Raw genomic sequence first — 26427 nt, 5'->3', positions numbered from 1 at the left:
CCTCATCGGACTGATTGTCGAGCGGCAATGGAAGCTGCTCGGTGCCTACGCCGCGGCCGGGATCATCGCCATCCTGTCGCTGTCCATCACCGGAAACGGGTTCGCCGCGCCTCAATGGCACCTGGACTTGAACGAGCGTCTCGACACCGTGCTCTCGCAGTTCCTCGACGATCCCCGGTGGATCGCGATGCTCGCGGCGGTACTCACGGTTTCGGGCCCCTGGCTGCCCGCGCGCTGGCGTCACTGGTGGTGGGCGCTGCTACTGGCGTTCGTACCGATCCATCTGGTGGTCAGCGCGGTGGTACCGGTGCGTTCACTGCTCGGTTTGGCCGTGGGCTGGTTGGTCGGCGCGCTGGTCGTCCTGGTGGTGGGGACACCCGCGCTGGAGGTTCCGCTCGACGGTGCGGTGCGGGCGATGACGCGGCGCGGGTTCCGAGTGTCGGCGCTGACCGTGGTGCGGCCCGCAGGACGGGGCCCATTGGTGCTCAGGGCCACCCAGGAGCCGGCCGGGGCCACCCACGGCCGGTCAGCCGACGTCGCCGATCCGGTAGAGGACAGCGCGGTCGTAGAACTGTACGGGCCACATCAACGCGGCGGCGGGTTCCTGCGCCAATTCTGGAGCAAGCTGCGACTCCGCAACAGCGAAACGGCACCGTTGCACGCCTCGATGCGTCGCGCCGTGGAACATCGAGCGCTGATGGCGATCGCGGTCGGCGACCTCGCACTGGCCAACAACTCGCCGATCGCGCTGGCGACGCTGGACCGCGGCTGGACGCTGTACTCGCACCGGTCCTCGCACGGCAGATCTTTGGGCGACTGCGCGAACGAGATACCGGTGACGCGGGTGTGGGACTCGCTCGGGGTGCTGCACAGCCAGCAGATCTCCCACGGCGACCTACGCAGCAAAAACGTCACGGTCGTCGACGGCACACCGATGTTCGGCAGTTTCGCCTACGCCGAATACGGCGCCTCCGAAGCGCATCTGCACACCGATATCGCCCAATTGCTCCTGACGACGACGGACCTCTACGGCGCCCAACCGGCTGTCCAGGCCGCGATCACCGTGTTCGGTAACGATTCGGTGCTGGCCGCGTCGCGCCGCCTCACCAAAGCCGCTGTGCCAAAACGTATCCGGGCGTCAGTGCGGCAGGCAGGTACTGCGATGTCGACCGCCCGCGACGAGGTGAAGCAGCAGACCGGTGCAGACCAGATCACCGCCGAGACCATCACCCGGTTCACCCGCAATCAGCTGATCCAGATGGTGCTCCTGGTCGCGCTGGTCTATGTCGCGTATCCGTTCATCGCCACCGTACCGGCGTTCTTCGCCGAACTGGGCTCGGCGAACTGGTGGTGGGCGCTGGCCGGGCTGGCAGTTTCCGGGCTGACATACCTCGGCGCGGCCGCCGCGCTGTGGGCCTGCGCCGACGGGATGGTGAAGTTCCGCAATCTGGCGATCATGCAGGTGGCGAACACCTTCGCCGCCACGACGACACCTGCCGGGGTCGGCGGCTTGGCCCTGAGCGCCCGCTTTCTGCAGAAGGGCGGACTGGGCGCACTGCGGGCCACCACGGCGGTGGCTCTTCAGCAGTCGGTGCAGGTGCTCACTCACGTCACGTTGCTGATCGTCTTCAGCGCTGCGGCGGGAGCCTCGGCCGACCTGTCGCGGTTCGTGCCGAGTAGCACGGTGCTCTACCTGATCGCCGGCGCGGCGCTCGGATTCGTCGGGGTGTTCCTGTTCGTCCCCAAGCTGCGACGCTGGCTGGCCACTGCGGTACGGCCCCGCCTCAAGGAAGTCGTTGATGACCTGGTCGAGCTGGCCCGCGAGCCAAAGCGCCTGGCAGTAATCGTACTCGGTTGTGCGGCAACCACACTCGGAGCAGCATTGGCGCTGTGGGCGAGCATCGAAGCGTTCGGCGGTAGCGCCAGCTTCGTCACTGTCACGATCGTGACGATGGTCGGGGGCACACTGGCCGCGGCTGCCCCGACCCCCGGCGGGGTCGGCGCCGTGGAGGCTGCGCTGATCGGTGGTCTCGCGGCGTTCGGCCTACCCGCAGCGGTCGCGGTGCCCTCGGTGCTGCTCTACCGGATCCTGACCTGCTGGCTACCGGTGTTCATCGGCTGGCCGATCATGCGATGGCTGGCCCGCAACGACATGATCTAGTCGGCCAATTGTGACCGATGCATAAACCTTCGCCGACCCCTCTTGGCACCCTATGGTGAGTAGGCTTTGCTAAAACGGGAGGCTCAGGTGTTATATCGAATCGCGATCCTGGCCCAATCGGCGCCGCGCCGGATCCTGGTCGCTGCGGCGCTACTCACGGTTGCCCTGGCGATATTCGGGGTGCCCGTAGCCAAAGACCTGTCTCCCAGCGGTTTTCAGGACCCGGGCGCTGAATCGAGTCTGGCAACGCAGGTTCTTGCCGACAAGTTCGGCAAGGGCGACGTCCAGATGCTCATCGCTGTCTCCTCGCCCGACGGCATCGACAACGCCCGCGCACGCGAAGCCGGAACAGCCATCGTCGACTCGCTGTCCGAGCGCCCCTATGTCACTGGCATCTCGTCGGCCTGGACGTCCCCACCCGCTGTGGCCGCGGACCTTGCCAGCAGAGATCGCACCGCCGGGCTCATCGTCTCCGATATCAGCGGTACCGACGCCCAGCAGCAGACTTACGCCAAGGAGATCTCCGAAGAGGTCACCCGCTCGGAAGACGGCCTCACCGTACGCACCGGCGGCACCGCAATGGTCAACCTTCAGGTCACCCAACAGTCCCAACGCGACCTGCTGATCATGGAATCGCTGGCCATCCCGCTGAGCTTCTTGGTGCTCGTGTGGGTGTTCGGCGGACTGCTGGCCGCCGCGGTGCCGGTCACCATCGGCGTGATGGCGATCATCGGTGCGCTGGCCGTACTACGGATCGTCAGCTTCACCACAGACGTGTCGATCTTCGCGCTGAATCTGGCCACAGCCATGGGTCTGGCCCTGGCCATCGATTACACCCTGTTGATCATCAGCCGCTATCGAGATGAACTGGCCCTTGGCGCGGAGCGCGATGGGTACGACGCGGGCGCGAATCGGATCGAAGCCCTCACGCGCACCATGACCACCGCCGGACGCACCGTGATTTTCTCTGCCATCACAGTGGCGCTGTCTATGTCGGCATTGGTGCTGTTCCCGATGAACTTCCTCAAGTCCTTCGCCTATGCCGGGGTGGCCACCGTGGCGTTCGCCGCCGCCGCGGCGGTCATCGTGACGCCCGCTGCACTGGTGCTGCTCGGCGACCGAATCGACTCGCTGGACGTTCGCCGGCTCGCCCGCCGAATCCTGCGCAGGCCCGAACCTCAGCCTGTTCCCGTCGAACAACGGTTCTGGTACCGGTGCGCGAAAGCCGTCATGCGTCGAGCACTTCCACTCGGTGCGGCCGTGGTCGTCCTACTGCTCGCGCTGGGCGCGCCGTTCCTCGGCGTGCGTTGGGGGTTCCCCGACGACCGGGTACTGCCAAAGTCGGCGTCAGCGCATCAGGTCGGAGACATGCTACGCAGCGAATTCGCCGATAACTCCAACAGCGCTGTCACCGTGGTCGTTCCCGACAGCCAAGGCCTGTCGGCGGCCGATCTGTCCGGGTACGCCGCTGAGCTGTCCCGGGTGCCCGACGTTCCCGGCGTGTCCGCTCCGACCGGAACGTTCGTCGACGGGACGCTCGCCGGTCCGCCGTCCGCACCGACTGGCGAGAGTCAGGGCACCGTCTTCCTCACCGTAACCAGCACCGCACCACTGTTCTCCGACGCCTCCGAAACCCAGCTCGACCGACTGCACGCAGTCCCCGGCCCCGATGGACGGGCGATCCAGCTGACGGGCACCGCCCAGACCAACCGCGACAGCGTCGAGGCCATCACCTCCAAGCTGCCGCTCGTGCTGGGAGTCATCGCCGTCATCATGTTCGGGCTGCTTTTCCTGCTGACCGGCAGCATCGTCGTCCCGCTGAAAGCTCTGGTCCTGAACATCCTTTCGCTGACCGCCGCGTTCGGCGCGTTGGTCTGGATCTTCCAAGACGGTCATCTCGGCGGGCTCGGGACGACCACCACTGGCACGCTCGTCGCGAACATGCCGGTGCTGCTGTTCTGTGTCGCGTTCGGGTTGTCGATGGACTACGAGGTGTTCCTCATCGCGCGCATCCGCGAATGCTGGCTCAAACTGAGGGAAAACGCCGGCGATGCCGCGGACCAGCCGGGGTCGGCCCAGGCCAGATCTGAACAAGCCCAAGCCCACAGCGACGAAGCGGTAGCGCTGGGCATCGCCTACACCGGCCGAGTCATCACCGCCGCTGCGCTCATCATGTCCATCTCGTTCGCGGCCCTAATCGCCTCCAGCGTGTCGATCATGAAGTTATTCGGCCTCGGCCTCACACTTGCCATCCTTGTGGATGCCACGCTGGTCCGAATGGTGTTGGTACCCGCATTCATGCGTCTGATGGGGGAAACGAACTGGTGGGCTCCCCACTGGCTCAAACGGGTACACGATCGCTTCGGTTTCAGCGAAGCGCCAAGCGATCGGCCCCTCGAGTATGCAAACCTCGGCCAGAGCAAGGTCGATCAGGCGAAACTCGGCCCCACGGAACTCGGCCCCACGGAACTCGACCATACGGAACTCGACAATACGGAACTCGACAATACGGAGCTTGATCACACGAAGCGGGAGCCGTTCTCGTGACAACCAAGGGCCCCATCAGTGTCATCGCCGGTGTCCAGGGGGCGCTGCCGCCTCATCGCTACACCCAGCAGGAGATCACCGAGGCCTTCCTTCGCGTCCCGGCGTTCGCAGAGGTCGGCGACCTGCTCCGCAGCCTGCACCGGAATGCGAAGGTCAACAACCGCCATTTGGTATTGCCGTTGGAGCGCTATCCCGACCTAGTCGATTTCGGCGACGCCAACGACCTCTACGTCGAGCATGCCGTCGATCTCGGCTGCGAGGCGCTAACGGCCGCGCTCGACGAAGCAGGTTTGCGCCCAACCGATCTCGATATCATCATGACGACGACGGTCACCGGGATCGCGGTGCCGTCGCTGGACGCGCGCATCGCGGGCCGGCTGGGACTGCGCCCCGATGTGCGCCGGGTACCGCTGTTCGGGTTGGGCTGTGTGGCCGGCGCGGCCGGCGTCGCCCGGATGCAGGACTACCTGCGCGGCGCACCCGATCATGTCGCCGCCCTGGTGTCGGTGGAATTGTGCTCACTCACGCGCCCCGCGCTCGAGCCGACGATCGGCAGCCTGGTGGGCAGCGCCTTGTTCGGGGACGGTGCGGCTGCGGTGATCGCCGCGGGTGAAGACCGGGCCGCGGCGATCAACGCGGCGGGCCCGGAAGTGCTCGCCACCCGCAGCAGGATGTACCCCGACTCTCTGGACATCATGGGCTGGGCGGTGGGCCGCAACGGGTTCCAGCTCGTTCTCTCGCCTGAACTGCCCGAGCTCATCGAACGCTATCTGCCCGACGACATGACCGGCTTCCTCGCCGATCATGATCTCGGCATCGGCGACATCGCCACGTGGATCTCGCATCCTGGCGGCCCCAAGGTCATGGAAGCGATCTCCTCGGCGCTCGACCTCGAGGACACCGCCCTCGAACTGTCCTGGCGTTCGCTGGCCGAGGTGGGCAACATGTCGTCATCGTCGGTGCTGCACATCCTGCGCGACACAGTTGCCAAGAAGCCGCCCGCCGGGGAACGCGGCCTGCTGATGGCGATGGGGCCCGGTTTCTGCGCCGAACTCGTCCTGCTGCGTTGGCGCTGAACATGTTTGCCTACACCTTGCTGATCGCCGCGGTAGCGGTCGAGCGAATCGCTGAACTTATTGTCTCCCAACGGAACCTGAAGTGGAGCAGAGCACGCGGCGGCGTCGAATTCGGAGCAGGCCACTATCCGGCGATGGTGCTGCTGCATACCGCCCTGTTGGCCGGCTGCCTTATCGAGGCCGCGCACCGCGAGTTCATCCCGGCGTTGGGGTGGCCGATGCTCGCCGTCGTGATCGCCGCCCAAGTGCTGCGCTGGTGGTGCATCACCACGCTGGGACGGCAGTGGAACACCCGCGTGGTCGTCGTTCCCGACGCCGGCCGGGTCACCGGTGGCCCATACCGGTTCATCCCGCACCCCAACTACGTGGCGGTTGTCATCGAGGGCATCGCGCTGCCACTGGTGCACAGCGCATGGATCACCGCGTTGGTATTCACCGTGCTCAACGCCGCGCTGCTGTGGGTCAGAATCTCGGTGGAGAACACCGCGCTCGCGACGCTGACAGAAGACCCGCGAGAGGCCTGACATGCTCGACCTGCTGATCGCCGGGGGCGGGCCAGCAGGTCTGGCCACCGCTATCCACGCGGCCCGTGCGGGCCTCGAGGTCACCGTGATCGAACAGCGCACCGGAGCCATCGACAAGGCCTGCGGTGAGGGGCTGATGCCGCACGCGGTGCGCCAACTCGATCTTCTCGGCGCGCGGCCGGCGGGTAAGAAGTTCCGCGGCGTGTCCTACTTCGACAGTCACCGCAGTGTCACAGCGCAGTTCGGCTCCGGTCCCGGGCTGGGGGTCCGACGCAATATCCTGCACACAGCGCTGCAGCACGAGGCGTCCCAGGCCGGGGTAACGGTGGTGCACGATAAGGTCGGCGCAATCGTCCAGGACGGAGAATCGCTCACGGTCAACGGGATCCGCGCCCGCTATCTCGCGGCGGCGGACGGTTTACACTCGCCGATCCGGACCGGCCTCGGCCTGGATGGTCCGCCCGGTAAAACGCGGCGCTGGGGGATCAAGCGACACATCGCCATGGCACCGTGGAGCGACTACGTCGAGGTGTACTGGTCGCAGCACGCCGAGGCGTATGTGACACCGGTGGCCGACGACAGCGTGGGCATCGCAATTCTCACCTCGCAGCGAGGGCGCTTCGAGGAGCACCTCGCTGCGTTTCCTTCCCTGCGCGAGCGAATCGATGCTCATGAGCACGGGCCGGACCGGGCGGCCGGACCGCTGCGGCAGAGAGTGCGCGGCCGGGTGGCCGGGCGGGTGCTGCTGGTCGGCGACGCGGCGGGCTACGTCGACGCCCTCACCGGAGAGGGTCTGGGGTTGGCGTTCGCCGCAGCACGCTTACTGGTCGACAGCGTGGTCGCCGACCGTCCCGGTGACTACGAGCGGCAATGGCGGCGAACCACCCGCCGCTACCGATTGCTGACCGCCGGGATGCTCTACGCGAGCACCTCGCCGCTACGTTCACTGATCGTGCCTGCTGCCAGCGGCCTCCCGCGGGTGTTCGCCGGAGTGGTGAACGCGCTCGCCGACTAAAGCAGCGCCAATATGCGCTGCCAATACGTGACCGTATCCACGTTCCCGCATCCTTCAGATTTCGCGGCGTAGCGCGCGACCGCGCCGGATACCGAGGTCACAACCCGGTCACTGAGCCGCGCGGCCCCCCGATGACTCCGTCAAGCGCTGCTACCTTCGCGCCCGTGGCGATCTTGGGGCATCTGGTCCGGCGCGTCGGCGCGCAACTGGCTGTCGTGGCGCTGCTGGCTGTCGGGTTGACCGCGGCCACCACTGAGCCTGAGGCCGAGGCGTTCTCTCGGCCAGGCCTGCCCGTCGAGATGCTGGACGTCCCGTCAACGGCGATGGGACGCACCATCCGCGTCCAATTCCAATACGGAGGGCCGCATTCGGTGCTGTTGCTGGACGGGCTGCGCGCCCAGGAAGACTTCAACGGCTGGGACGAGAACACTACCGCGTTCGAACTTTTCTACCAGTCCGGAATCTCGGTCATCATGCCCGTCGGCGGCCAGTCCAGCTTCTACTCCGACTGGTACCGGCCCGCCAGAAACCGTTCGGGCACAGTCACATACAAGTGGGAGACCTTCCTCACGAACGAGCTGCCGATCTGGCTCGCCGCCAATCGCGGGCAGGACCCGTTCGGTAATGCCGTGGTAGGCCTGTCGATGTCGGGTGGTAGCGCGTTGACGATGGCCGCCTGGCATCCGCGGCAGTACATATTCGCCGCCTCGTTGTCGGGTTACCTCGCGCCCTCGCAAGGCTTGTGGCCGACGCTGATCGACATCGCGATGCAGGATGCCGGCGGCTTCGACGCGGTTGACATGTGGGGAAAACCCGGCTCCCCCGCCTGGCAGCGCAACGATCCGACCCTCAACATCAACCGATTGGTCGCCAACGGCACCGCGCTGTGGGTCTACTGCGGCAACGGGGTTAGCTCGGATCTCGACACCAGCAGGGACTTCGGCATGAACTTCAGTGCTGCCTATCTGGAGAACATCACGCTGTCCACCAACAAGGAGTTCCAAGAGAAGTTCGTGGCGGCGGGGGGTCGCAACGCCGTGTTCAACTTCCCGCCCAATGGAACTCACAGCTGGGGTTACTGGGGTGCGCAACTCCAGGCGATGAAGGCCGACATGGTGAGCGTCCTGACTCCTCCGCCTCCGCCTCCGCCTCCCCCGCCGGCGCCACCCCCCACCGTTCCGGGCGCTGCACCGCCACCTGCTGCTGCTGCACCTGCTGCGTCGGCGCCCGCTGCGTCGGCGCCCGCTGCGTCGGCGCCCGCTGCGTCGGCGCCCGCCGCGTCGGCGCCCGCCGCGTCGGCACCCGCCACAGGGTAAGCGCTACCTTGCGCCGGCTTGGCCGGCAGGCGGGCTACTTGGACTACTTGGACTACTTGGAATAGTCAGTGCTCAACCAACGCTCGGGGCGCATCCGGATGATGATCGAAGTCGGCGTCAGGTTTTGGTCGGCGAACAGACCACCGGCCTCCGCACCGAGGTAGCGCACCGCGATCGTGCGAACGTCGTTGTCGCCCGCGGGGCCGACGTTACCTTCGGCGGTCACGTACTTGTACGGCGGATTTTCATCCTGAACGGTGATGGAGAAACGTCCTGCATCGCGAATTAGCCTGTGTTTGATCGACTCTGACTCGGTCCATAGCAGAACTTCACCGCCGGGCCGGTATCCGTACCAGATTGGCACCGCTAGCGGGGCCCGGTCAGCTCGCTCAACGGCGACCACACCGACGTGGACGCCAGCCAGATACTGCTCGCGTTCGGATCTGCTCATCTTGGGCATGTCTTCTGCCAACGACGGCGTGCGTCCTCACATTCCCCTCAGCTGATCGGCACCAACTCGAAGACCGGGATGACCCGCTCTGTGCGCCTCTCGTAATCCGCGAAGCCAGGTGTCTGCTCGGCAACGACGGCGTAGATACGGTCCCGCTCGGCGCGGGGCAGTTCGCGCGCGGTGACGGTCCTCGACGCGTGAGATCCAATCTCGATACTGACCTCCGGGCGGGCGCGAATATTGAATGCCCAAGCTGGATCTCGGTCTCGCCCTGCCGACGAGCCGACAACATAGATCTTGTCGTCGATCTCGAAGTAAGCCACCGGGTTGACGCGCTGCCGGCGACTCTTGGCGCCAGTCGATGTCAGCAACAGCAACGGGACGTTCTCGAATTGGCCGCCCAACTCGCCGCCGTTGGAGCGGAACTCGTCGATGTTGCGCTTGTTGAAATCACGCTCTGCGTTCATCGCATCCTCGGGCATGAGCCCATCGTGGCAGGTCCCGTGGGCACCGGCGACCAGTAGCCATCGTGGGTCTCGGTCCCTCAGGCAAGCGCTTCGCCGTTACGGCGGCATCCGCGAGACCGGCCGACCGCCACCGGGCCACACCAACCATTCGACGGCACGCTGACCAGTGCCGGTAATCCTGACGGGTCAGCCCGGACCGAGGGCCACCGGGCGCGCAGGATCCGAACTCCACTCAGACCACGAGCCGGGAAACAGTGCCGCGTCGACGCCCACAGCGGCCAGCCCGGCGATGACCACCGCCGCGGTGACACCCGAACCGCAGTACACCGCGACGTTCCCGGCGCCCACGCCGCTCTCGTCGAGCAGTTGGGTGAGCTCGGGCTCGGCCAGCCAGGCGCCGTCACCGGCCAGCAGGCTGGTGCTCGGCACATTGACTGCCCCGGGGATGTGGCCGGCGACCGGGTCGGCAGGCTCGGCGTCACCGCGGTAGCGCTCCGGTGGGCGCGTGTCGAGCAGGACCCTGTCGTCGGCGAAAACCCCGTCGGCAGTCACTGTCCGACGAGCTGCCGAATAGAGATCGGTGTGCGCCACCGAAACGTCACCACACTCGGGAGTGACTGTGCCTGTTGGCAATTCGCCTTTCCAGGAAGACAGCCCGCCGTCGAGAATTCTCACATCGGCGATGCCGGCGGCCGTCAGCACCCACCATGCGCGGGCAGAACCGGCACGGTACCAGTCGTCGTAAACCACAACCGGAACACCGGCGCGCACACCCCACCGCCGCGCCGCTTCCTGCAGGTCGGCCCCGGAGGGCAGCGGGTGACGGCCGCGGCCCGGCACCGAGTGATCGGTGAGTTCATCGTCAAGTGACACGTAGACCGCCCCGGGCAGATGGCCGCGTTGGTAGGCGTCGAACCCATCTGGTCGGCCGAAGTCCCATCGGACGTCCAACAGCGTGATCGGTTCGCCCGATTCGAGCCGGCGGGCCAGATCTTTGGCGGTGATGAAGACATCTTCACGCGAACTCATCGCGACTCCCTTCGCTTCTCGCGACTTCGGTGCACTTGGTCACGCCCACGGCGACAAAGTACACCGAAGTCGCTCGGGTGCGGCAGGATCGCCTTCAAGATGGTTGACAGCGAAGGGGCAGCCGGGACCTCCCGGGGCCGACATTTCGTACGCCTGGCGCTGTTCGTCGCGGTACTGGCCGCGCTCTTCTATCTGGTCGCCGTGCGGCGAGTCATCGACGTCGAGTACATCCGCGGGTTGGTGGCGTCGACGGGTCCGCTGGCGCCGGCGGCTTACGTGATGGTGTCGGCAGTGCTGGGATCAGTGCTGGTGCCCGGACCGCTGCTCGCAGCGGGCAGCGGATTCCTGTTCGGCCCGGTACTCGGGACGTTCGTGACGCTGGGGGCCACGGTCGGCACTGCGATGATCGCCAGCCTGGCGGGGCGGCGGGCCGGTCGCGACAGCGCCCGCGGACTGCTGGGCCCGCAACGGTCGGAGCGTATAGACGCGTTGATCGCGCGGGGCGGGCTGTGGGCTGTCGTAGGTCAACGGTTCGTGCCGGGGATCTCCGACGCATTGGCCTCGTATGCGTTCGGGGCGTTCGGAGTTCCGCTGTGGCAGATGGCGGCCGGGGCGTTCATCGGGTCTGCACCGCGGGCCTTCGTTTACACGGCGCTGGGGGCGTCCATCGGCGAGTTCTCGGCGCCTTTGGCGTACGCGGCGATCGCCGTGTGGTGCGTGACCGCGGTGGTCGGCGCTTTCGCCGCGCATCGAGGCTGGCGATCGTGGCGCTCGGCCCGCTAGCCTTCCTGGCCCCGAGATAGCACTCGTGGCCGTCAAACCGGCCCGATCACAACCATGGCTTCTCGATCGCAAGGCGTGAAGTGCGATCATGACCTACGTGTCGTCTGCGTCGAATGCCTTCGCTTCGGACAACGCTGCGCCCGCGCATCCGAAGGCACTGGAGGCCCTGCGCCGGGCCAACGACGGATCAGCCCCCTCCTATGGCGCGGACATCGTCACCCGAGAAGCCGTCGACGCGCTGAAGGATGTTTTCGACTCCCCCGACGCCGAGGTGCTGTTCGCGTTCACCGGCACTGCAGCCAACATCATCGCGCTCGCGTCGGCGGTCCAGCCATGGCACGAGATCCTCTGCAGTGACGTGGCCCACGTACTGCTCGATGAAGCAGGCGGACCCGTCCGGCTCTCCGGTGCCCAGCTGACCCGGCTGCCCAGTCAAGACGGCCTGATCGCGCCCGACGAACTCGACCGCAGGGTGGCCCGCCGCGGCGAGGTTCACCATTCCCAGCCCCGCATCGTCACCATCACTCAGTCCACCGAGAACGGTCGCGTATGGACCGCGCCGGCAATGGCAGACTTTGTGGACAAAGCGCATGCACTGGATCTGCTGGTCCACGTCGATGGGGCGCGTATCGGCAACGCCATTGCCGCACTGGATGTCTCACCCAGGGACGCCATCGCCGACGCCGACATCGTGACGGTCGGGGGAACCAAGAATGGCATGCTTTTCGGTGACGCCATCCTGGTACGAAACCCCGGTCACTTCGCCGGGATTCATTTCGTGCAGAAGCAGATCGGGCACCTGGCAAGCAAGCACCGCTTCGTCGCGGCGCAATTCCTGGAATTCCTCGAAGACGGCTTTTGGCTGGGCACCGCCGCGCACGCTAACGCGATGGCCCGCCGACTCAGCGACGGGATGGCGGCGATGGGATTGCGACTTGCGGCACCGGTGGAAGCCAACGAAGTCTTCGTGGTCCTGGACGATGGCGTACGACGCGCCCTCGCGCAGTCCTACGTAGTTCACCAACCAGACCCCGGCGAGCCGGTGGTGCGGTTTGTCTGCTCCTGGTCGACCACCGACAGCGACGTCGACGAAGCACTGTCTGCACTGCGCAAGCTGCTCTAGGCACACGCCTATGGTGGAAGAGGAAACCCGACACATGAGGAGCCAGTGGTGACGCGCTACCAGCTGCCCGACACAGCCGATCTAAGCCGACTCGGCGAACCGCACGAACACGCGATCACGGTGTACGCAGAAACCTCGCCGGCCCCCGACCAACGCGAGAACAGCCTGCTGACAGCCAAGAGCGCAGTCGACCGCGCGCTGCGCAGCATCCGCGAGCGCGGCGCCTCGCACGCCGTCGAGCAGCAGCTGCGCGACCGGTGGAAGGACATCGCCGAGTCCGATCTGTGGCTGCGGTTGTCGCGATCGCTGGCCATCTTCATCGCCGACGACTTCCACGAGGTCTTCGTGCTGCCCAACGCGCTGCAGAACCAGTCCCAGGTGGGCGCTTATTTCGACATCGGCCAGCTGGTTCGGGCGGTGACCACGCCGCAGGCGGCGTACGCGCTGACGCTGTCGGCGAACGGGTGGAACCTATGGCGGGCAACGGCAAGCACCCGTGCCGAGGAGCTGCCCTTGGTCGGCGAGCACGCAGCCGATGTGTCCGAGGCGACCAACCGAGCGACGGTCCGCGACCGTGACCACGTCCGCAGGTTGGTCGGCGATGAGGGCAAGAAGGTGCTGTTGGAGACCTACGCCAAGCGGGTCGGCGAGGCGGTGGAATCAGAACTTGGTCACGTCGATTCGTCATCGTCCCGGCCGCTGTTCCTGTTTGCCACCGACCCGCTGCTCGATCTTTATCGCAGTTTTGATCACAAGCGCGAGATCGTCGTCGTTCCCGGTGCACCGGATACGTTGCGGCCCGATCAGATCGACGCGGCCATCCGGGAGTCGCTGCCGGCGCTCAATGCCCGCCACACCAACAAGCGCGTCAATGACATCGGCGACGGCGTCTCCCGCGGGCTGGTGGCCACCGACATCGTCGACATCGGACGGGCCGCCGCAGACGGCGCGGTGGCCACGCTGGTGTACGACTTTACGGTGGACATCCTGGGCCGGCTCGATGACGCCGACGGCAGCGTCACCTACGACGACGACGGCTACGACCTGTTGTCTCGGATCGCCATCACCGTGTTGGACAAGGGCGGAGAGGTGATCGCGGTGCGACCCGACGAGATAACGGCCGACATCTGGAACGGCACCGCGGTGGCCGGGTTGCGGTTTGCGCTGTCCTGAACGGCTGCGAGACTCCCACGCCTCGGGATTACCACACTTAGGGAATGTTACTTAGGGAATGTTGAGCCGCCGCGCCAGGTCCGGCCCGCCCACCTCGCGAAGAAAACCAGGGTCACCGCAGACGACGAGTTGGTCGCGCGCCCGCGACAACCCGACGTAGAGACGTTCACGCGAGCGTTCAAACGCCGAGGCCTCGTTGACGACCAGCACAACCGCCCGACGCTCGAGCCCTTTGAAACCCAGGACGTGACCGTAGAACACCTGCTCGGCGTCCCAGAAGCTGTCCCAGTAGGCGGCGCTGCCGGCGGCCTGACGCTCGACCTGTTCTGGGTGTCGGCTGCCGGTAGTCAGCAAGGCAACGTCCTCGGGCCGCCAGCCCTGATCGAGCAACAACTCGACCTCGTCGTCACCGGTACCCATCGCATCCTCACGGGCGCACGGCACGTACTTCACAGCCGGCCCCTCACCGCCGAGGAAGCGCATCGGCTGACCGACCAGCGGCTGGAACGCGTTGGCGATCTGGCGGGTATTACGCAGATTCTGGTCGAGGACAAGCGGCACCAGCGGCACCGGCGGCGAACCGAGCCGGTTGAAGACACGCTGGCCTTCGTCGGTGAACACGTACAACCCACCGGTGTCCTCGTCCTTGAGTGCGGCCAACAACGGATCCCACCAGGCGTCGGCGAAATCCTGAGCCTCATCGACGACGATCGCGTCGAACCGGTGACCTGGCTCGAGTTGCGCGGCAAGATCGGCCATCTGGATCGGCAGGTCCTTTTCCCAGAACTGGACGGTGTCGTCATTTCGCACGGATTCGTCGGGACCTTCAGGTGCTCCCCACCGCTTGCCGAGGTCGTGGAACTCGCCGACGTAGGCCGGCTGCTGACGTCGGCTCCAGGTGGCGGTGATGCGCTCCAGGTAAGAGGCCAGGCCGTGTGAATAGCAGACCAACGCGACGCGTTGGCCCTGGCGTGCCAGCCGTCGCGCCTGCTCCATAGCCAGGAAGGTCTTGCCGCTGCCGGCGCCCCCGCGGATCTCGACGCGATTCAGCAGCCTGATCGCGTCGAGGATGACGGACTGATGTTCGGTGAGAACGTCTGCGGCGTCCTCGTTTTCGAGTGCCCGGGCAACGACGCTGCGCTGCGGCAGCCCGCGTCCGCTGAGGGCCTCGGTGAGCTGCGCGATGCCTGCTGCGGCGAGAAGGGGCCGTTCGATTTCCTGGCCGAGCAGAATCTCGCGCAGCTTGGCGACCAGGTCGGGCAGGTCGGTGCGGTCGATGATCTTCCAGCGCGGGCACTCAGGCAGGGCGAAATCGTCCGGCAGGTCGGTGTTCGGCAGGACGACCACGTGATCCCAGCGCAGCCGGCCCTGCGTCCAGCGCGGGTCCATCTCGATGAAGTCGCGCAGGGCATAGCAGGCTTCCCGGGCCTGGCGGACAGGTTCGATCTTGCGCGGATGGCCCCGGCCTTGTTGCCACCAAGTCTCGCCATCGTGCCAGACCTCGCCGCCCTTGACCTCGATGCAGACGATGCCCGCGCCTTCGATCGCCACGAAGAAATCAATCTCGTGATCCTTGAGGTGGTCGGTGACCCGTTTGCCCGGAATGACGAGGTCGCCGGGTTCGCGCTGGTCGACCAGAGACTCCCAAACCTTGCGTTCCGCGCCGTTCGCCAGGCGCGGAGCCTTGGCCACGTCGTACCCGCTGGCTAAGTTGATGTTCATGCGGTCGGCTCCGCGGCAGGGCGTGGCATGTCTGAAGTCTCTCCTTCGTCGCCGGTGCTGTTAGCCAGAGGGTAGGACGTTGATGACCAGGGTCATGTCGGGACCATAGAATACGGTGGCCGCATTAGATCAAATATGCGCTAAATACTGTTCGGGGGCGGGCGATGACATCACGACACGATCGAATCGAAGGAGTGCTGCTGGGAACGGCGGCGGGGGACGCACTGGGCGCACCGTATGAGTTCCAGCCACCGCGAGGGCCCGAACTCGACGTCACGATGACCAGCGGCGGCCCCTGGAAAGCCGGGGAATGGACTGACGACACCGCGATGGCAGTGGCGATCGCCGAGGTGGCGGCGACTGGCGCGAACCTACTCGATCCGGCCGCCCAGGACGCCGTCGTCACGCGGTGGTACCAGTGGTCTCTCAGCGCAAAAGACGTCGGTATCCAGACGCGCAAGGTACTCACCGCAGCCGCGCGCGGCGGCGCGATCACCGCCGACCGGGCACGCTCCGCGTCTGCGGCGCTGCACGAACAGACACGCCACACCGCGGGTAACGGTTCGTTGATGCGTACCGCCCCTGTCGCACTGGCCTATCTCGACGACGAGGCAACCATGGTGGCGGCCGCGCGTGCGATCAGTGAGCTCACCCATTTCGACCCGGATGCCGGCGACGCCTGCGTGTTGTGGTGCAGCGCCATTGCCCACGCGGTGCGCACCGGCCAGCTCGATGTGCGAGTCGGCCTGGAGAACATCGACTCTGCCCGCAGAGACCTATGGACGGGGCGCCTGGACGCCGCCGAAGACGGGGCACCGGCGACGTTCCCCAACAACGGCTGGGTGGTGGCCGCACTGCAAGCCGCATGGTCGGCTATCGCGACGACGCCGGTCCCGGCCGACGACCCAGCCGCCGGAACGTATCCCGCCGATCATCTGCACCTGGCGCTCGACGCGGCGGTGCGGGCGGGGTTCGACACCGACACCGTCGCGGCGATCGCCGGCGGGCTGCTCGGTGCGGCCTACGGGGCCGCGGCGGTACCGCCGCGGTGGTACGCACTGCTGCACGGCTGGCCGGGCCTCACGGCGCGGGACCTGGCGGCCCTGGCCGGGTCGATCGCGACGACCGGCAACTCGGCACCCCCGGTCGGCTAGCTGTCCTTGGAGCGCTGCCCGGCGAAAGCCACCGTCACAGTGTCGGCGATCTTCACCGAACCCATCAGGATCGAGTAGGGCTTGACCCCGAACGCAGTCTGGCGTACCTCGGCTTCACACGACATTCGCATGGTGCCGTCGAGGTCCTCCACTCGCACCCCGACCTGGCAGGCATTGGTCTTCCCGTGGATCTCCAGCGTGCCGCTGAGGTCGTAGCCCTCGGCAGTCTTCCGAATATCTTGGGCCCGGAATCGGATGTGCGGGAATCGATCAGCGTCGAGGGCCTTCATCGCGTTAGACCGAACGATCGTCTTCTCCGGCCCCGACAGGCCCTTGACACCGCCCTCGCCCCGCACCACTCGCAACGACGTGACCTCGACCGTCAGATCCACTTCGGTGGGTTCACCGGCGGCCCAGGTGACCTCAGCCCGCCAGCTGTCCATGGCAATGGTCAGGCGGTGCCCCATCTTCGCTGCCCGGCCGACTACGCCGGTCTTCACCAGGAGCTCGCCGGCCGACTCGTCGAGTTTCCACACGGTGTCAGTCATCGGCCGACCATATCGCCCAGGTCGGGTCGGGGCGCACTCCAGTCTCGTCCGAAGATGACCATGTACACCGATGAGGCCCGATAGGTTGGTGCACGGCCTTGCTTGATCCTGATCTGCCGTGAGGGGCGACGACATGCCAGACGCCATGCCTGAGGTCCACAGCGCGCCGGCATCTATCGGAGTGCTGACCAGCGGAGGCGATGCGCCCGGGATGAACGCCGCGGTCCGCGCGGTCATCTGCACAGCCGCGCACCACGGCATCGACGCCTACGCGATTCACGAGGGCTACCACGGACTGGTCACCGGTGGTCACCTGATTCGACGGATGCAACCCAAGGACACCGAAGGTATTTTGCATCGCGGCGGTACCGCGATAGGTACCGCCCGATCCCAGGAATTCAGAACACGCGAGGGCCGCAGAACCGCCGCCCGGAACTTGGTCGAGTACGGCATCGATGCGCTCGTGGTGATCGGCGGCGACGGCAGTCTCACCGGTGCCGATATTTTCCGCCGGGAATGGCCCGAACTGCTCGCCGAATTGGTCGACGCGGGCACGATCTCACCGGCTCTCGCCGAGAACCACCCCTTTCTCCGGATCGCCGGCCTGGCCGGCTCCATCGACAACGACATGTCGGGCACCGACATGACGATCGGCGCAGACACTGCGCTACACCGGATCGTCGAGGCGATGGACGCGCTGCGCAGCACCGCGTCCAGCCATCAGCGGACCTTCGTGGTCGAGGCGATGGGAAGGGAGTGCGGCTACCTCGCGCTGATGGCCTCACTGGCTACCGCGGCGAACTGGCTTCTGATCCCTGAGCAACCGCCCGCCGAGGATTGGGCGATACAGATGTGTCGGGATATCAAGGAGGGCCGGGACATCGGCCGCAGGCAGAGCGTGGTTCTGGTCGCTGAGGGCGCCCGAGACGCGCACGAGAACCCGATCACCACCGACCACATCAAATCGATACTGGAGCAGGAACTGGGCGAGGACACCAGGGTCACAATCCTCGGCCACGTACAACGCGGTGGCGCACCGAGTGCGTTCGACAGGTACCTGGCCACCATCCTGGGCCATGCCGCCGTCGAACGACTCATCACCGACAAGGAGGACGCTCCCCCGCAGCTGATCGGGCTACGGGGCAATCGGGTGGTCACCACACCACTGATGGACTGCGTCGCGCAGACACAGGCCGTGGCAGAGCGCATCAAGGCCAAGGACTTCGACGGGGCAATGCTGCTGCGCGGCGGCAGCTTTCGGCAGTCGTACAAGATCCTGCAGACTATCCAGCAGCCCGCGGCACGGCCGACATTGGCGGGCAGGCGGCGCTTCCGGCTCGCAATCATCCATGGCGGTGGCCCGTCGCCGGGGATGAACAACGCGGTGCGCGCCTTCGTCCGACTCGGCCTGGAACGCGGCTACACGGTGCTGGCGGTGAAGAACGGATTCCGCGGTCTCCGCAACGGCAACGTCCACGAGATGGGCTGGATGGACGTCAGCGGCTGGGTATCCGACGGAGGCGCCGAGATCGGCACAAACCGGTATCTGCCCGACGCCGGGGCGATCGAGCTGATCGCCGAACAGGTTGCCGCTCATCGGATCGACGGCTTGGTCATGGCAGGCGGGTGGACCGGTTACCAGGCCGCCCACGAACTGCACCGGCACCGACACCAGTACGCCTCCCTCGACATCCCGATCGTGTGCATGCCGATGACGATCAACAACGACGTCCCGGGAACCGAACTGAGCATCGGCAGCGACACGGCACTGAACAGCATCGTGGCCGACGTCGACAAGATCAGGCAGTCCGCGGTGGCCACCCGCCGGGTCTTCGTGGTCGAGGTGATGGGTCGGGACTGCGGCTACCTGGCGTTGCTCAGCGGGTTGGCCTCCGGCGCCGAGCGGATCTACCTGCCTGAGGAGGGCATCACGCTGGACTCCCTGACCGCTGACATCCGCATCCTCTCGGAGGGGTTCCGTTCCGGGAAACGCCTGGGCCTGATCATCCGCAGCGAACGTGCCGACCACGTCTACACCACCGGATTCATGACGTCGCTGTTCGAGAAAGAAGGCGGGAACCTCTTCGACGCCCGGCAGGCGATTCTCGGGCATATCCAGGAGGGCGGTGACCCGTCGCCATTCGACCGGATACACGCCACGAGCCTGACCGCTCGCTGCATCGAGTTCCTTTCAGAGCAGCTCGAATCCGGCGGCCGGGCCAGCGCAATGCTCGGATTCCAGTCCGGGCGACTGCAATTCACCGACCTGACCTCATACCCCACCCTGATCGAACAGGACGCCCAGCGTCCACTCGAACAGCGCTGGATGGCCCGCCGTGATCTCTCCGACATCATGCGTTCCTAGCTGACCATCCTTGTCGCCGGCCCACAACCCACCGATCTAGCCCACGAACCACAACAGGGATCAATGGTGACTGAACTCAGATACCAGCGGTGGTTCCTGCCCTTGGCCACACCACTCGGGCTGGGGCCCAAGCGCAGCGATGTGAGCATTCGGGATGACATTCTGCACGTCGCGATGGGATGGGGATTCTCCGCGGATATCCCGCTGGATTCAGTCAAAGACGCCCGCGAGTGCCAGGACCGGGTCTTCGCGATCGGCGTGCACGGCGGCTGGCGAGGGCGTTGGCTGGTGAACGGTTCGTCGCAAGGCATCGTGGAGCTGACGATCGAGCCGCCGGTGAGGGCAACGGTGATGGGAGTGCCCACGACGCTGCGGGTGCTGATGGTGAGCGTCACCGATCCATCCGAGTTGATCGCCGCATGCGCCCGGCGCTGAGACGATTGCTTGCCTAGCCCGCACCGCCACTTTGTCTGAATGCCGCTCAGTCTCGGTCGAAGATGGCAACCGCCCGGGTCCAGCCAGCCGACGCGGCGTGCACCTTGACGGGGAAGCAGGAGACTTCGAAACCTTTGGCGGGAAGCGATTCCAGATTGTGCAGCTTCTCGATGTGCGAATACCCGATGGTGCGCCCGGCGCGATGACCCTCCCAGATAATCGATGGGTCGTGGTTCTGTGCATAACGCGCCGCGGTGTAGGAGAACGGCGCGTCCCAACTCCAGGCATCCGTGCCGGTCAGTCGTACGCCCCGCTCGAGCAGGTACAAGGTTGCCTCCCGGCCCATACCGCAGCCGCTGCTCACATAGTCGTCGTGCCCGTAGCGGGTACCGGCACTGGTGTTGACCAGAACGATCTCCAACGGTGCCAGGGTGTGGTCGATGCGCCGAAGTTCTTCCTCGACATCGGCCGCTGTCGCGACGTAGCCGTCGGGAAAGTCCCGGAAGTCCAGCTTCACCGCGGGTTGCAGGCACCATTCCAGCGGGATCTCGTCGATGGTGATCGACCGCTTGCCGCCGTCCATTGTCGAGGCGTAGTGATAGGGCGCGTCCACGTGGGTGCCGTTGTGGGTGGTGATTCGGACGCGCTCGATCGCCCAGCCCTCCCGGTTGGGCAGGTCATCGACGGTGGCACCCGGGAAGAACGACACCACCTCGGTCGCGGTCTGCTGATGGTCGTAGTAATCGATCTCCGGCAGATGCCCGGGCGGATCCGACGTGATTCCCGCCTGCAGCGGGACCGAGATGTCGATGAACCTGCGCATCCGCGCTCCTCTTCCGGTGAGACGGCTTCCACCTGGACTGCCGGTGGGCGAACCATCCAGCCAACTATGCCAAGACGTAGACCTTCCGCAGTGTTTCGGTCACCCTCCAGAGACCGGATTCGTCGAAGCTTTGACCGGCGGGGCTTGCCGCGCAACGATGGCGGGTAGCGACGATCCGGAGGTTAGGGCGCACACATGCTTGAGATCAGCCCGTGGACATGGGGTGCGACGATCGCTGTGATCATCGCCCTGCTCGCCGTTGACCTCACCCTTGCGGCGCTACGGCCCCACCGTGTCGGGTTCCGTGAGGCCACTGCATGGTCGCTGTTCTACATCGCGGTCGCCATCGTGTTCGGGGTGTGGTTCACCGCAGCCTACGGTGGTGACTTCGGCACGCAGTACTTCGCCGGCTACATCGTCGAGAAGAGCCTCTCGGTCGACAACCTGTTCGTCTTCGTGATCATCATGGCGACGTTCGCGGTGCCCGAAGAGCACCAGCACAAGGTGTTGACCTTCGGCATCATCCTGGCGCTGATCATGCGCGCGATCTTCATCGTCGTCGGCGCGGCGCTGCTGTCGATGTTCTCGTTCATGTTCCTGCTGTTCGGTGTTCTGCTGATCTACACCGCGATACAGCTGTTCCGGCATCGCGATGAAGACCCCGACGTCGAGAACAACATCATGGTCCGAGCCACCCGGCGCTTCCTGCCGGTCACCGAGGAGTATGACGGCGGCAAGCTGGTCACGCGGGTGGACGGTCGGCGGATATTCACGCCGCTGGTGGCGGTGCTCATCGCGATCGGCAGCGTGGATCTGCTGTTCGCGCTGGACTCGATCCCCGCGGTCTTCGGCATCACCGCCGAGCCCTACATCGTGCTCACCGCGAACGCATTCGCGCTGCTGGGTCTGCGCGCGCTGTTCTTTCTCGTCAAAGGCTTGCTCGATCGGCTGGTATATCTGTCGACCGGATTGTCGATCATCCTCGCTTTCATCGGCTGCAAGCTGGTGCTGCACTGGGCCCACGTCGACATCGACCCCCGCGTGCCGGAGATCCACACCTACCTCAGCCTGGTGGTGATCGTGGTGATCCTCGCGGTGGTCACCGTCGCCAGCCTGATCAAGACGCGCCGCGACCCGACGGCCAAGGCTCATCCGGGTGCATTGCGCGCAACCCGGGACGACGACCGCGAGCGCTGAGCACGGGTCCTCGTACAGACTGCGGACACACCGACGCGTTGTGACGGTACGGTCGAAGGACTTCGCCGCAACAGACTGGAATCGCCGTGACTAGACCGATGGATCAACTGGGCCGCGCGCTGGCGAGGACGCCGGAGGGGCTCAAGGGCCGCGATCCGGAATTCATCCGCGAGATGTTGCCACGGTTCTGGCTGGCCGCCCAGGTGTACTTCCGGGCCGAGGTGAACGGGTTCGAGAACGTCCCCGACGAGCCGGTGCTGTTCGTCGGAAACCACAGCGGCGGAGCCAACATCCCCGACACATTCGTCTTCACCCTCGCCTACCACACCTACTTCACCGTGGAGGGCCGTCCACTGATCGCACTGGCCCACGAGATCGTCGTAGGTATGCCGGTGATCGGCGATATGGCGCGCAGGTTCGGCATGGTGAAGGCCGGACGAACAGTCGCCGCGGATCTCCTGCAAGAGGGCGCCAACGTGCTGGTCTACCCCGGTGGTGACGTGGAGGCGTTGCGGCCCTGGACGGATCGCAACAAGATCGTCTTCGACGGTCGGAAGGGCTTCCTGAAACTGGCCCACGCGCAGCGGGTCAAGATCGTCCCGGTCGTCGCGACCGGCGGGCAGGAGACATTCTTCGTCTTCAACGACGGGCGCAGAATCGCCAAACTGCTGCGATTCGACAAGTTGCTGCGGGTCAAGACACTGCCGCTCAGTCTGAGCTTCCCGTGGGGTCTGTTACCCGGAGACCTGCCGCACATACCCTTCCCGGCGAAAATACGCATTCAGGTGCTGCCACCGATCGACTTGCACGAACTCTTCGGCGACGACCCGGACTGGGATCAGGTCTACGGGTACGTGACCTCGGTGATGCAGGTAGCTCTCTCAGACCTGGCCGCCAAGACCGTCGTCCCGGTGCTGGGCTGATGGGCAGGGTCACCAAGTCGACACTGGTCCGCGCCGACGTCGATGAGGCCGTGAAGGTGGCGACCGACCCTGATGTGGTCTTCCCGATCATGGGTGCCTTCGGCAGGTTCGAATGCATCGATCGACTCCCCGACGGCTCACAGGAATGGGACCTCTACCTCGATATCGGGACGATCCATGCAGGTGGCCGTGTGCTGGTCGAGGCGCCGTCCGAGAACTGCCTGGTCTGGCAATCCGTACGCGGTATTCACCACAGCGCGCACATCGAGGTCTCACCGGCAACCGACGGCGCGACGGTGACCATGACGATCTCCGTCGAGTTCGCCGGCAGACTGCTCGCCGGGTGGGCCACCGGCGTGCTGGCCGACGGAATACTGGCTCGGCACATAGAAGCCGGGTTGCAGCAGATGCGACACCGCATCGAATACGGGCGCTGAATGAATTAGGCGCAGTGGGATCGCAGTTCGCCCAACTCGGCGCCGAAGCGGTCAGCAAGATCCCAGAGATCAGCCACCAGTTGCGGGCACGAGATGATGCCGATGTTCAGCTTGTCCCCCAGGGACATTACCGTGATATTCAATCCCGAGCCATGGAAGATCGGGCCGAACGGATACAGCGACTTCACCTCTGCGCCGCAGACATACAGCTTTGTGGTGGGACCCGCGACATTGGAGATCACCACGTTGTGGACCGTTGCGCCACTCAGCGGGGTGTGCGACATGAGGTTGAGCAACGACCCGAACATTGTGCGAGAGACGGACTGGGCCAGGTCGACCAACAGTGTCGGACCAAGCGCGGAACTGTGTTCCTTTGCCCGTGAGTCTGATTCGGCGAGAGCACGAAGTCGCTCCCGCGGATCCTCGATGTCGGTGTGCAAACTGCAGAACATCCCCGACAGCTGATTTCGGCCCGGACGGTCGGACTGGTCGTGCACCGACGACGGCACCACGGCAATCAGCGAATGGTCCGGAAGCTGTGCGCGTTCACGCAGGAAGCCGCGCAATGCACCCGCGCACAGCCCCATCACCACGTCGTTGACCTTGACGCCGAATTCGTTCTTGACCTGTTTGACGTCTTCCAGGTCCAGTTGAGCCACGGCAATGTTGCGCGCAGACGTAAGTTTGGCGTTGAAAGGAGTTTCCGGCGCGGTGAACGGTGCGGCCATGGCTGTGCCGCTGACCGCACGGCCCACCGTCTCGACGATTGTGGACGCGGCCTCGGGAATCACCCTGGTCAGCTGCCACGGCCGGGTGAGGAACCGCAAAAGCCCGTCCGCTGCAATCGCCCACGACGTCGCGTCGCCCGACCCGGCGACCGGATCGCGGGGCGCGGCGTCGGGCTCCACATCACAGAGCCGACCAAGCAGGTCGGCGGCTGCTACGCCGTCCACCGCGGCGTGGTGCACCTTGACGAGCAACGCGACACGATCGCTGTCGGACGGGTCGGTGTTGCCACCGAGGCCTTCGATCACCCACATCTCCCACAGCGGCTTGCTTCGGTCCAGCGGAATCGCGACGATGTCGGCGCAGACGCCGGCGAGTTCTTCGCGCCCGCCCGGTGACGGCACACCGATCCGATGCAGATGACGGGACAGCTGAAAATCTCTGTCCTCCACCCACACCGGGTGATCCAGATTCAGCTGGCTGTCGGCCAGCTTCGCGCGCAACTCCGGCAGCGCACTCATTCGGGATGACAATCCGCTGCAGAATCGCGGAAATGTGTAGCCACCCGGCACCGTAGAGGTGTCCAGCTCGGCGACTGAGCACACATGCAGCGGCACCGCAGACGATTCGCTGTACAAAAGGCCTGCGTCAAGCCCGCTCAACCGCTCCATCCAGGCCACGGTACCCGGGCTGGCGGTTCGCCAAGCCACGGCAGGTGGGAGCCCCCGACAACTACTCCGAGGAGTCCCAAAAAGCGTTCAGAGCGGCCGCACCGCGGTTGCTGGAGAGTCCTGCTTTCGGGCGGCGTTGCCAACAATCTCGCGCTCGATCAACACGATCGTCCGTTTGAGCTCATCGAACACCCAGTTGTCGCCGGCACTTTCGTACCTTTCCGCCAAGGCCCGGTAGTACCAAAGGTGCTCGCCAGGATCTTTCTCGGTGAACCGTTCCCACAGCGACGGGCCCTCGTTGCGAAGGTCGCGCAGGATTGCCCGGGCGTTGTCGAGTTTATCGGCGGCCGAGACCAGGATAGTTTCCGTCGAGACATCGGCGAGGTGCTCGATATAGCTCTCCTTGCGTGAGCGCCAGGGCGGTTTGGGATCCTCGTCAGTGTCGCTGCAGTCGTCGACGATCCCGGCGACACCCTGCCCGAAGCGGGACTCGATCTCAGCGAGGGTGTCGGCGCCGCCCTGGTCTTCCACCGCGTCGTGCAGAAGGGCTGCTATCGCCTGCGTTTCGGTCCCGCCCGCTTCGATAACCAGCGCCGCGACCGATAGCAAATGCCCGATATAGGGGATGTCTCCACCTTTGCGGACCTGTGTCTTGTGCAGGTCGGCGGCATAGGTGAGCGCATCAGCGAATCTGGCGGTCAATCGGGGCGAGTCCGTCTCGTTCGGCATGGACTTCTCCTGTCTGGTAGCGGGTGGAGGGGAGCGGGGTCACGCTGCGGACCGTCGGTCGTAGCGGCCGTTGACCAATGCTGACACCGATGACCGCTGCCACAGCCGACCCTGGGCCGTTCGATGGCCCGCGGTGTTGAGCAGGTGTGCGGCCTCGGCCTGTGTCAGGCCGCACTCGTGCACGAGCCAGCCTGCGAAACGTTTGAGCGCGGGGCGCCGTTGCGACCACTGCGCCGTGATCGCCGGCAATTCCGGGTGCGGCCCGAAGTCTGCCTTGATGAGCTCGAGCACGTCGCGCTGTTGCTCGCCAGATTGTTGAGCAGGGGGCGAGTCCGCCGGGCTCTGACCGGAGTACAGCGCCTGTTCGACCTCGTTGCTGAGGGTGTGCAGTCCTGCGGCGGCGATGGCGGTGTGGTCGAGGTCGTCGACAGCGCGGACTTCTCGACGGAGCGCAGCGTCGATTTCATTAATCCCACCAGCCAGCGGGCACGACCACAGGTTGGGCCCCAGAACCAGATTGAGGCCGTGGCGCTGGAGTACCAGGCTCAGCCTGCGGACGTGTTCCTCGCGGCCGAGGTCCATGTGCGAAAAGGGCACCCAGATATGGGCCCGGATGGCCAGGGCCCGGCTCAGTGCGGAGACGACGGCGTCGACCTGACCGAGATCGTCATGCGAAACGGCTTCACCAGAGTCGAAGGTGTGGACTTCAGCGATGCTCGCGCCGTGTTCGGCCGCCTTGGTTGCCAGCATTGCGACGCTCTGACCGGTGTCATGGTCGCCGAGGACGATTACCGCCCTGCCGGCGTAGGGGAAACTCGCCATTTTGTCCCTCCAATGGGCGTGACTGCCGGCCGCTTCGAATGAGGCCGCCTTGGGTATTCCATGCCGTCTTGCTTTAGAGCAATTCTATCGCTAACCATCTTTAGCGAGAGAATCGCGCTAACAACTCCTGCTCATCTAGGATAGCGGGCAGGTCTGACATTGATAATGGAAGAGCGTTACCGCGCAGGTCGTGACTCTGGGTCCGACTGA

At 65.5% G+C, this 26427-nt stretch carries 24 protein-coding genes; 15 read left to right on the top strand and 9 right to left on the bottom strand.

Annotated features, from left to right (window positions below; genetic code table 11):
• The 6 genes from ACPGXI_RS14550 to ACPGXI_RS14525 form a co-directional block, all read left to right on the top strand.
• On the top strand, window positions 1-2161 hold a 2161-nt coding region (locus ACPGXI_RS14550; RefSeq protein ID WP_526654093.1), incomplete at its 5' end, for a flippase-like domain-containing protein.
• An 87-nt stretch (window positions 2162-2248) separates the two neighbouring features.
• Window positions 2249-4708 (top strand): MMPL family transporter, encoded by a 2460-nt coding sequence (locus tag ACPGXI_RS14545; RefSeq protein WP_526654091.1) that lies wholly within the window; start codon window positions 2249-2251, stop codon window positions 4706-4708.
• On the top strand, window positions 4705-5784 hold the full coding sequence (locus tag ACPGXI_RS14540) for a type III polyketide synthase (RefSeq protein WP_526654089.1): 1080 nt from the start codon (window positions 4705-4707) through the stop codon (window positions 5782-5784). Before ACPGXI_RS14545 ends, ACPGXI_RS14540 begins: the two co-directional genes overlap by 4 nt.
• A gap of 2 nt (window positions 5785-5786) precedes the next feature.
• Window positions 5787-6308 carry an isoprenylcysteine carboxyl methyltransferase family protein gene (locus tag ACPGXI_RS14535; RefSeq protein WP_526654097.1) on the top strand — a complete coding sequence of 174 codons (522 nt, stop codon included), beginning with the start codon at window positions 5787-5789 and terminating at the stop codon, window positions 6306-6308.
• Between the two features lies 1 nt (window position 6309).
• Window positions 6310-7323 carry an NAD(P)/FAD-dependent oxidoreductase gene (locus ACPGXI_RS14530; protein ID WP_526654087.1) on the top strand — a complete coding sequence of 338 codons (1014 nt, stop codon included), beginning with the start codon at window positions 6310-6312 and terminating at the stop codon, window positions 7321-7323.
• Window positions 7324-7493: 170 nt separating this feature from the next.
• Window positions 7494-8639, top strand: coding sequence for an alpha/beta hydrolase (locus tag ACPGXI_RS14525; protein ID WP_526654095.1), 1146 nt, complete (start codon window positions 7494-7496; stop codon window positions 8637-8639).
• A gap of 52 nt (window positions 8640-8691) precedes the next feature.
• On the opposite strand, the gene ACPGXI_RS14520 is transcribed toward ACPGXI_RS14525, so the two are convergent.
• The 3 genes from ACPGXI_RS14520 to ACPGXI_RS14510 all read right to left on the bottom strand — a co-directional run bounded on the left by ACPGXI_RS14520 (window position 8692) and on the right by ACPGXI_RS14510 (window position 10586).
• Window positions 8692-9090 carry a pyridoxamine 5'-phosphate oxidase family protein gene (locus ACPGXI_RS14520; RefSeq protein WP_526654085.1) on the bottom strand — a complete coding sequence of 133 codons (399 nt, stop codon included), beginning with the start codon at window positions 9088-9090 and terminating at the stop codon, window positions 8692-8694.
• Between the two features lie 47 nt (window positions 9091-9137).
• Window positions 9138-9572 carry a nitroreductase family deazaflavin-dependent oxidoreductase gene (locus ACPGXI_RS14515; RefSeq protein ID WP_526654083.1) on the bottom strand — a complete coding sequence of 145 codons (435 nt, stop codon included), beginning with the start codon at window positions 9570-9572 and terminating at the stop codon, window positions 9138-9140.
• A gap of 171 nt (window positions 9573-9743) precedes the next feature.
• Window positions 9744-10586, bottom strand: a complete 843-nt coding sequence (locus ACPGXI_RS14510) for a sulfurtransferase (protein ID WP_526654081.1) — start codon at window positions 10584-10586, stop codon at window positions 9744-9746.
• 99 nt (window positions 10587-10685) lie between these two features.
• On the opposite strand from ACPGXI_RS14510, the gene ACPGXI_RS14505 reads away from it, so the two are divergent.
• The 3 genes from ACPGXI_RS14505 to ACPGXI_RS14495 all read left to right on the top strand — a co-directional run bounded on the left by ACPGXI_RS14505 (window position 10686) and on the right by ACPGXI_RS14495 (window position 13665).
• Window positions 10686-11369, top strand: coding sequence for a TVP38/TMEM64 family protein (locus ACPGXI_RS14505; RefSeq protein WP_526654079.1), 684 nt, complete (start codon window positions 10686-10688; stop codon window positions 11367-11369).
• Between the two features lie 88 nt (window positions 11370-11457).
• The gene (locus tag ACPGXI_RS14500) at window positions 11458-12492 is read left to right on the top strand and encodes a threonine aldolase family protein (RefSeq protein WP_526654077.1); all 1035 of its coding nucleotides are present in this window, start codon (window positions 11458-11460) and stop codon (window positions 12490-12492) included.
• A 48-nt stretch (window positions 12493-12540) separates the two neighbouring features.
• Window positions 12541-13665 carry a baeRF11 domain-containing protein gene (locus ACPGXI_RS14495; RefSeq protein WP_526654075.1) on the top strand — a complete coding sequence of 375 codons (1125 nt, stop codon included), beginning with the start codon at window positions 12541-12543 and terminating at the stop codon, window positions 13663-13665.
• 51 nt (window positions 13666-13716) lie between these two features.
• On the opposite strand, the gene ACPGXI_RS14490 is transcribed toward ACPGXI_RS14495, so the two are convergent.
• Window positions 13717-15387 (bottom strand): NERD domain-containing protein, encoded by a 1671-nt coding sequence (locus ACPGXI_RS14490; protein WP_526654073.1) that lies wholly within the window; start codon window positions 15385-15387, stop codon window positions 13717-13719.
• Window positions 15388-15551: 164 nt separating this feature from the next.
• On the opposite strand from ACPGXI_RS14490, the gene ACPGXI_RS14485 reads away from it, so the two are divergent.
• Window positions 15552-16541: an ADP-ribosylglycohydrolase family protein gene (locus ACPGXI_RS14485; RefSeq protein WP_526654071.1), complete on the top strand. Its 990-nt coding sequence runs from the start codon at window positions 15552-15554 to the stop codon at window positions 16539-16541.
• Here ACPGXI_RS14485 and ACPGXI_RS14480 read toward each other — a convergent pair.
• Entirely contained in the window at window positions 16538-17089 is a 552-nt protein-coding gene (locus ACPGXI_RS14480) for a YceI family protein (protein WP_526654069.1), read from the bottom strand. The two genes, ACPGXI_RS14485 and ACPGXI_RS14480, sit on opposite strands and share 4 nt — an antisense overlap.
• Before the next feature lie 133 nt (window positions 17090-17222).
• Between ACPGXI_RS14480 and ACPGXI_RS14475 the strand changes: the two genes are divergently transcribed.
• On the top strand, window positions 17223-19454 hold the full coding sequence (locus ACPGXI_RS14475; protein WP_526654067.1) for a 6-phosphofructokinase: 2232 nt from the start codon (window positions 17223-17225) through the stop codon (window positions 19452-19454).
• Between the two features lie 63 nt (window positions 19455-19517).
• Entirely contained in the window at window positions 19518-19889 is a 372-nt protein-coding gene (locus ACPGXI_RS14470) for a hypothetical protein (protein WP_526654065.1), read from the top strand.
• Between the two features lie 46 nt (window positions 19890-19935).
• On the opposite strand, the gene ACPGXI_RS14465 is transcribed toward ACPGXI_RS14470, so the two are convergent.
• On the bottom strand, window positions 19936-20712 hold the full coding sequence (locus ACPGXI_RS14465; protein WP_526654063.1) for a cyclase family protein: 777 nt from the start codon (window positions 20710-20712) through the stop codon (window positions 19936-19938).
• Window positions 20713-20907: 195 nt separating this feature from the next.
• Here ACPGXI_RS14465 and ACPGXI_RS14460 point away from each other — a divergent pair, with 195 nt between their 5' ends.
• The 3 genes from ACPGXI_RS14460 (at window position 20908) to ACPGXI_RS14450 (ending at window position 23269) form a co-directional block, all read left to right on the top strand.
• On the top strand, window positions 20908-21909 hold the full coding sequence (locus ACPGXI_RS14460; protein ID WP_526654061.1) for a TerC family protein: 1002 nt from the start codon (window positions 20908-20910) through the stop codon (window positions 21907-21909).
• A gap of 86 nt (window positions 21910-21995) precedes the next feature.
• Window positions 21996-22832 (top strand): 1-acyl-sn-glycerol-3-phosphate acyltransferase, encoded by an 837-nt coding sequence (locus ACPGXI_RS14455; RefSeq protein ID WP_526654059.1) that lies wholly within the window; start codon window positions 21996-21998, stop codon window positions 22830-22832.
• Window positions 22832-23269, top strand: coding sequence for an SRPBCC family protein (locus tag ACPGXI_RS14450; protein ID WP_526654057.1), 438 nt, complete (start codon window positions 22832-22834; stop codon window positions 23267-23269). The genes ACPGXI_RS14455 and ACPGXI_RS14450 overlap by 1 nt, the downstream gene beginning before the upstream one ends.
• 5 nt (window positions 23270-23274) lie before the next feature.
• Here ACPGXI_RS14450 and ACPGXI_RS14445 read toward each other — a convergent pair whose 3' ends face one another.
• The 3 genes from ACPGXI_RS14445 to ACPGXI_RS14435 all read right to left on the bottom strand — a co-directional run bounded on the left by ACPGXI_RS14445 (window position 23275) and on the right by ACPGXI_RS14435 (window position 26217).
• Window positions 23275-24666, bottom strand: a complete 1392-nt coding sequence (locus ACPGXI_RS14445) for a WS/DGAT/MGAT family O-acyltransferase (protein ID WP_526654055.1) — start codon at window positions 24664-24666, stop codon at window positions 23275-23277.
• Window positions 24667-24753: 87 nt separating this feature from the next.
• Window positions 24754-25395, bottom strand: a complete 642-nt coding sequence (locus ACPGXI_RS14440) for an HD domain-containing protein (protein ID WP_526654053.1) — start codon at window positions 25393-25395, stop codon at window positions 24754-24756.
• 39 nt (window positions 25396-25434) lie between these two features.
• Window positions 25435-26217 (bottom strand): hypothetical protein, encoded by a 783-nt coding sequence (locus ACPGXI_RS14435; protein ID WP_526654051.1) that lies wholly within the window; start codon window positions 26215-26217, stop codon window positions 25435-25437.
• Between the last annotated feature and the right edge of the window lie 210 nt (window positions 26218-26427).

The organism is Mycobacterium sp. (assembly GCF_049608025.1).
Classification (GTDB): Bacteria; Actinomycetota; Actinomycetes; order Mycobacteriales; family Mycobacteriaceae; genus Mycobacterium.
Note: the sequence above shows the minus strand (reverse complement) of the source record. Positions and strands in the feature narration are given on the sequence as shown.

What these genes read in the sequence shown, in the direction of transcription:
- ACPGXI_RS14535 (WP_526654097.1), top strand. Translation starts at nt 5,787, where the DNA reads ATGTTTGCCTACACCTTGCTGATCGCCGCGGTAGCGGTCGAGCGAATC.
- ACPGXI_RS14530 (WP_526654087.1), top strand. Translation starts at nt 6,310, where the DNA reads ATGCTCGACCTGCTGATCGCCGGGGGCGGGCCAGCAGGTCTGGCCACC.
- ACPGXI_RS14520 (WP_526654085.1), bottom strand. Translation starts at nt 9,090, where the DNA reads ATGAGCAGATCCGAACGCGAGCAGTATCTGGCTGGCGTCCACGTCGGT.
- ACPGXI_RS14515 (WP_526654083.1), bottom strand. Translation starts at nt 9,572, where the DNA reads ATGCCCGAGGATGCGATGAACGCAGAGCGTGATTTCAACAAGCGCAAC.
- ACPGXI_RS14510 (WP_526654081.1), bottom strand. Translation starts at nt 10,586, where the DNA reads ATGAGTTCGCGTGAAGATGTCTTCATCACCGCCAAAGATCTGGCCCGC.
- ACPGXI_RS14505 (WP_526654079.1), top strand. Translation starts at nt 10,686, where the DNA reads ATGGTTGACAGCGAAGGGGCAGCCGGGACCTCCCGGGGCCGACATTTC.
- ACPGXI_RS14500 (WP_526654077.1), top strand. Translation starts at nt 11,458, where the DNA reads ATGACCTACGTGTCGTCTGCGTCGAATGCCTTCGCTTCGGACAACGCT.
- ACPGXI_RS14490 (WP_526654073.1), bottom strand. Translation starts at nt 15,387, where the DNA reads ATGAACATCAACTTAGCCAGCGGGTACGACGTGGCCAAGGCTCCGCGC.
- ACPGXI_RS14485 (WP_526654071.1), top strand. Translation starts at nt 15,552, where the DNA reads ATGACATCACGACACGATCGAATCGAAGGAGTGCTGCTGGGAACGGCG.
- ACPGXI_RS14480 (WP_526654069.1), bottom strand. Translation starts at nt 17,089, where the DNA reads ATGACTGACACCGTGTGGAAACTCGACGAGTCGGCCGGCGAGCTCCTG.
- ACPGXI_RS14475 (WP_526654067.1), top strand. Translation starts at nt 17,223, where the DNA reads ATGCCAGACGCCATGCCTGAGGTCCACAGCGCGCCGGCATCTATCGGA.
- ACPGXI_RS14470 (WP_526654065.1), top strand. Translation starts at nt 19,518, where the DNA reads ATGGTGACTGAACTCAGATACCAGCGGTGGTTCCTGCCCTTGGCCACA.
- ACPGXI_RS14465 (WP_526654063.1), bottom strand. Translation starts at nt 20,712, where the DNA reads ATGCGCAGGTTCATCGACATCTCGGTCCCGCTGCAGGCGGGAATCACG.
- ACPGXI_RS14460 (WP_526654061.1), top strand. Translation starts at nt 20,908, where the DNA reads ATGCTTGAGATCAGCCCGTGGACATGGGGTGCGACGATCGCTGTGATC.
- ACPGXI_RS14450 (WP_526654057.1), top strand. Translation starts at nt 22,832, where the DNA reads ATGGGCAGGGTCACCAAGTCGACACTGGTCCGCGCCGACGTCGATGAG.
- ACPGXI_RS14445 (WP_526654055.1), bottom strand. Translation starts at nt 24,666, where the DNA reads ATGGAGCGGTTGAGCGGGCTTGACGCAGGCCTTTTGTACAGCGAATCG.
- ACPGXI_RS14440 (WP_526654053.1), bottom strand. Translation starts at nt 25,395, where the DNA reads ATGCCGAACGAGACGGACTCGCCCCGATTGACCGCCAGATTCGCTGAT.
- ACPGXI_RS14435 (WP_526654051.1), bottom strand. Translation starts at nt 26,217, where the DNA reads ATGGCGAGTTTCCCCTACGCCGGCAGGGCGGTAATCGTCCTCGGCGAC.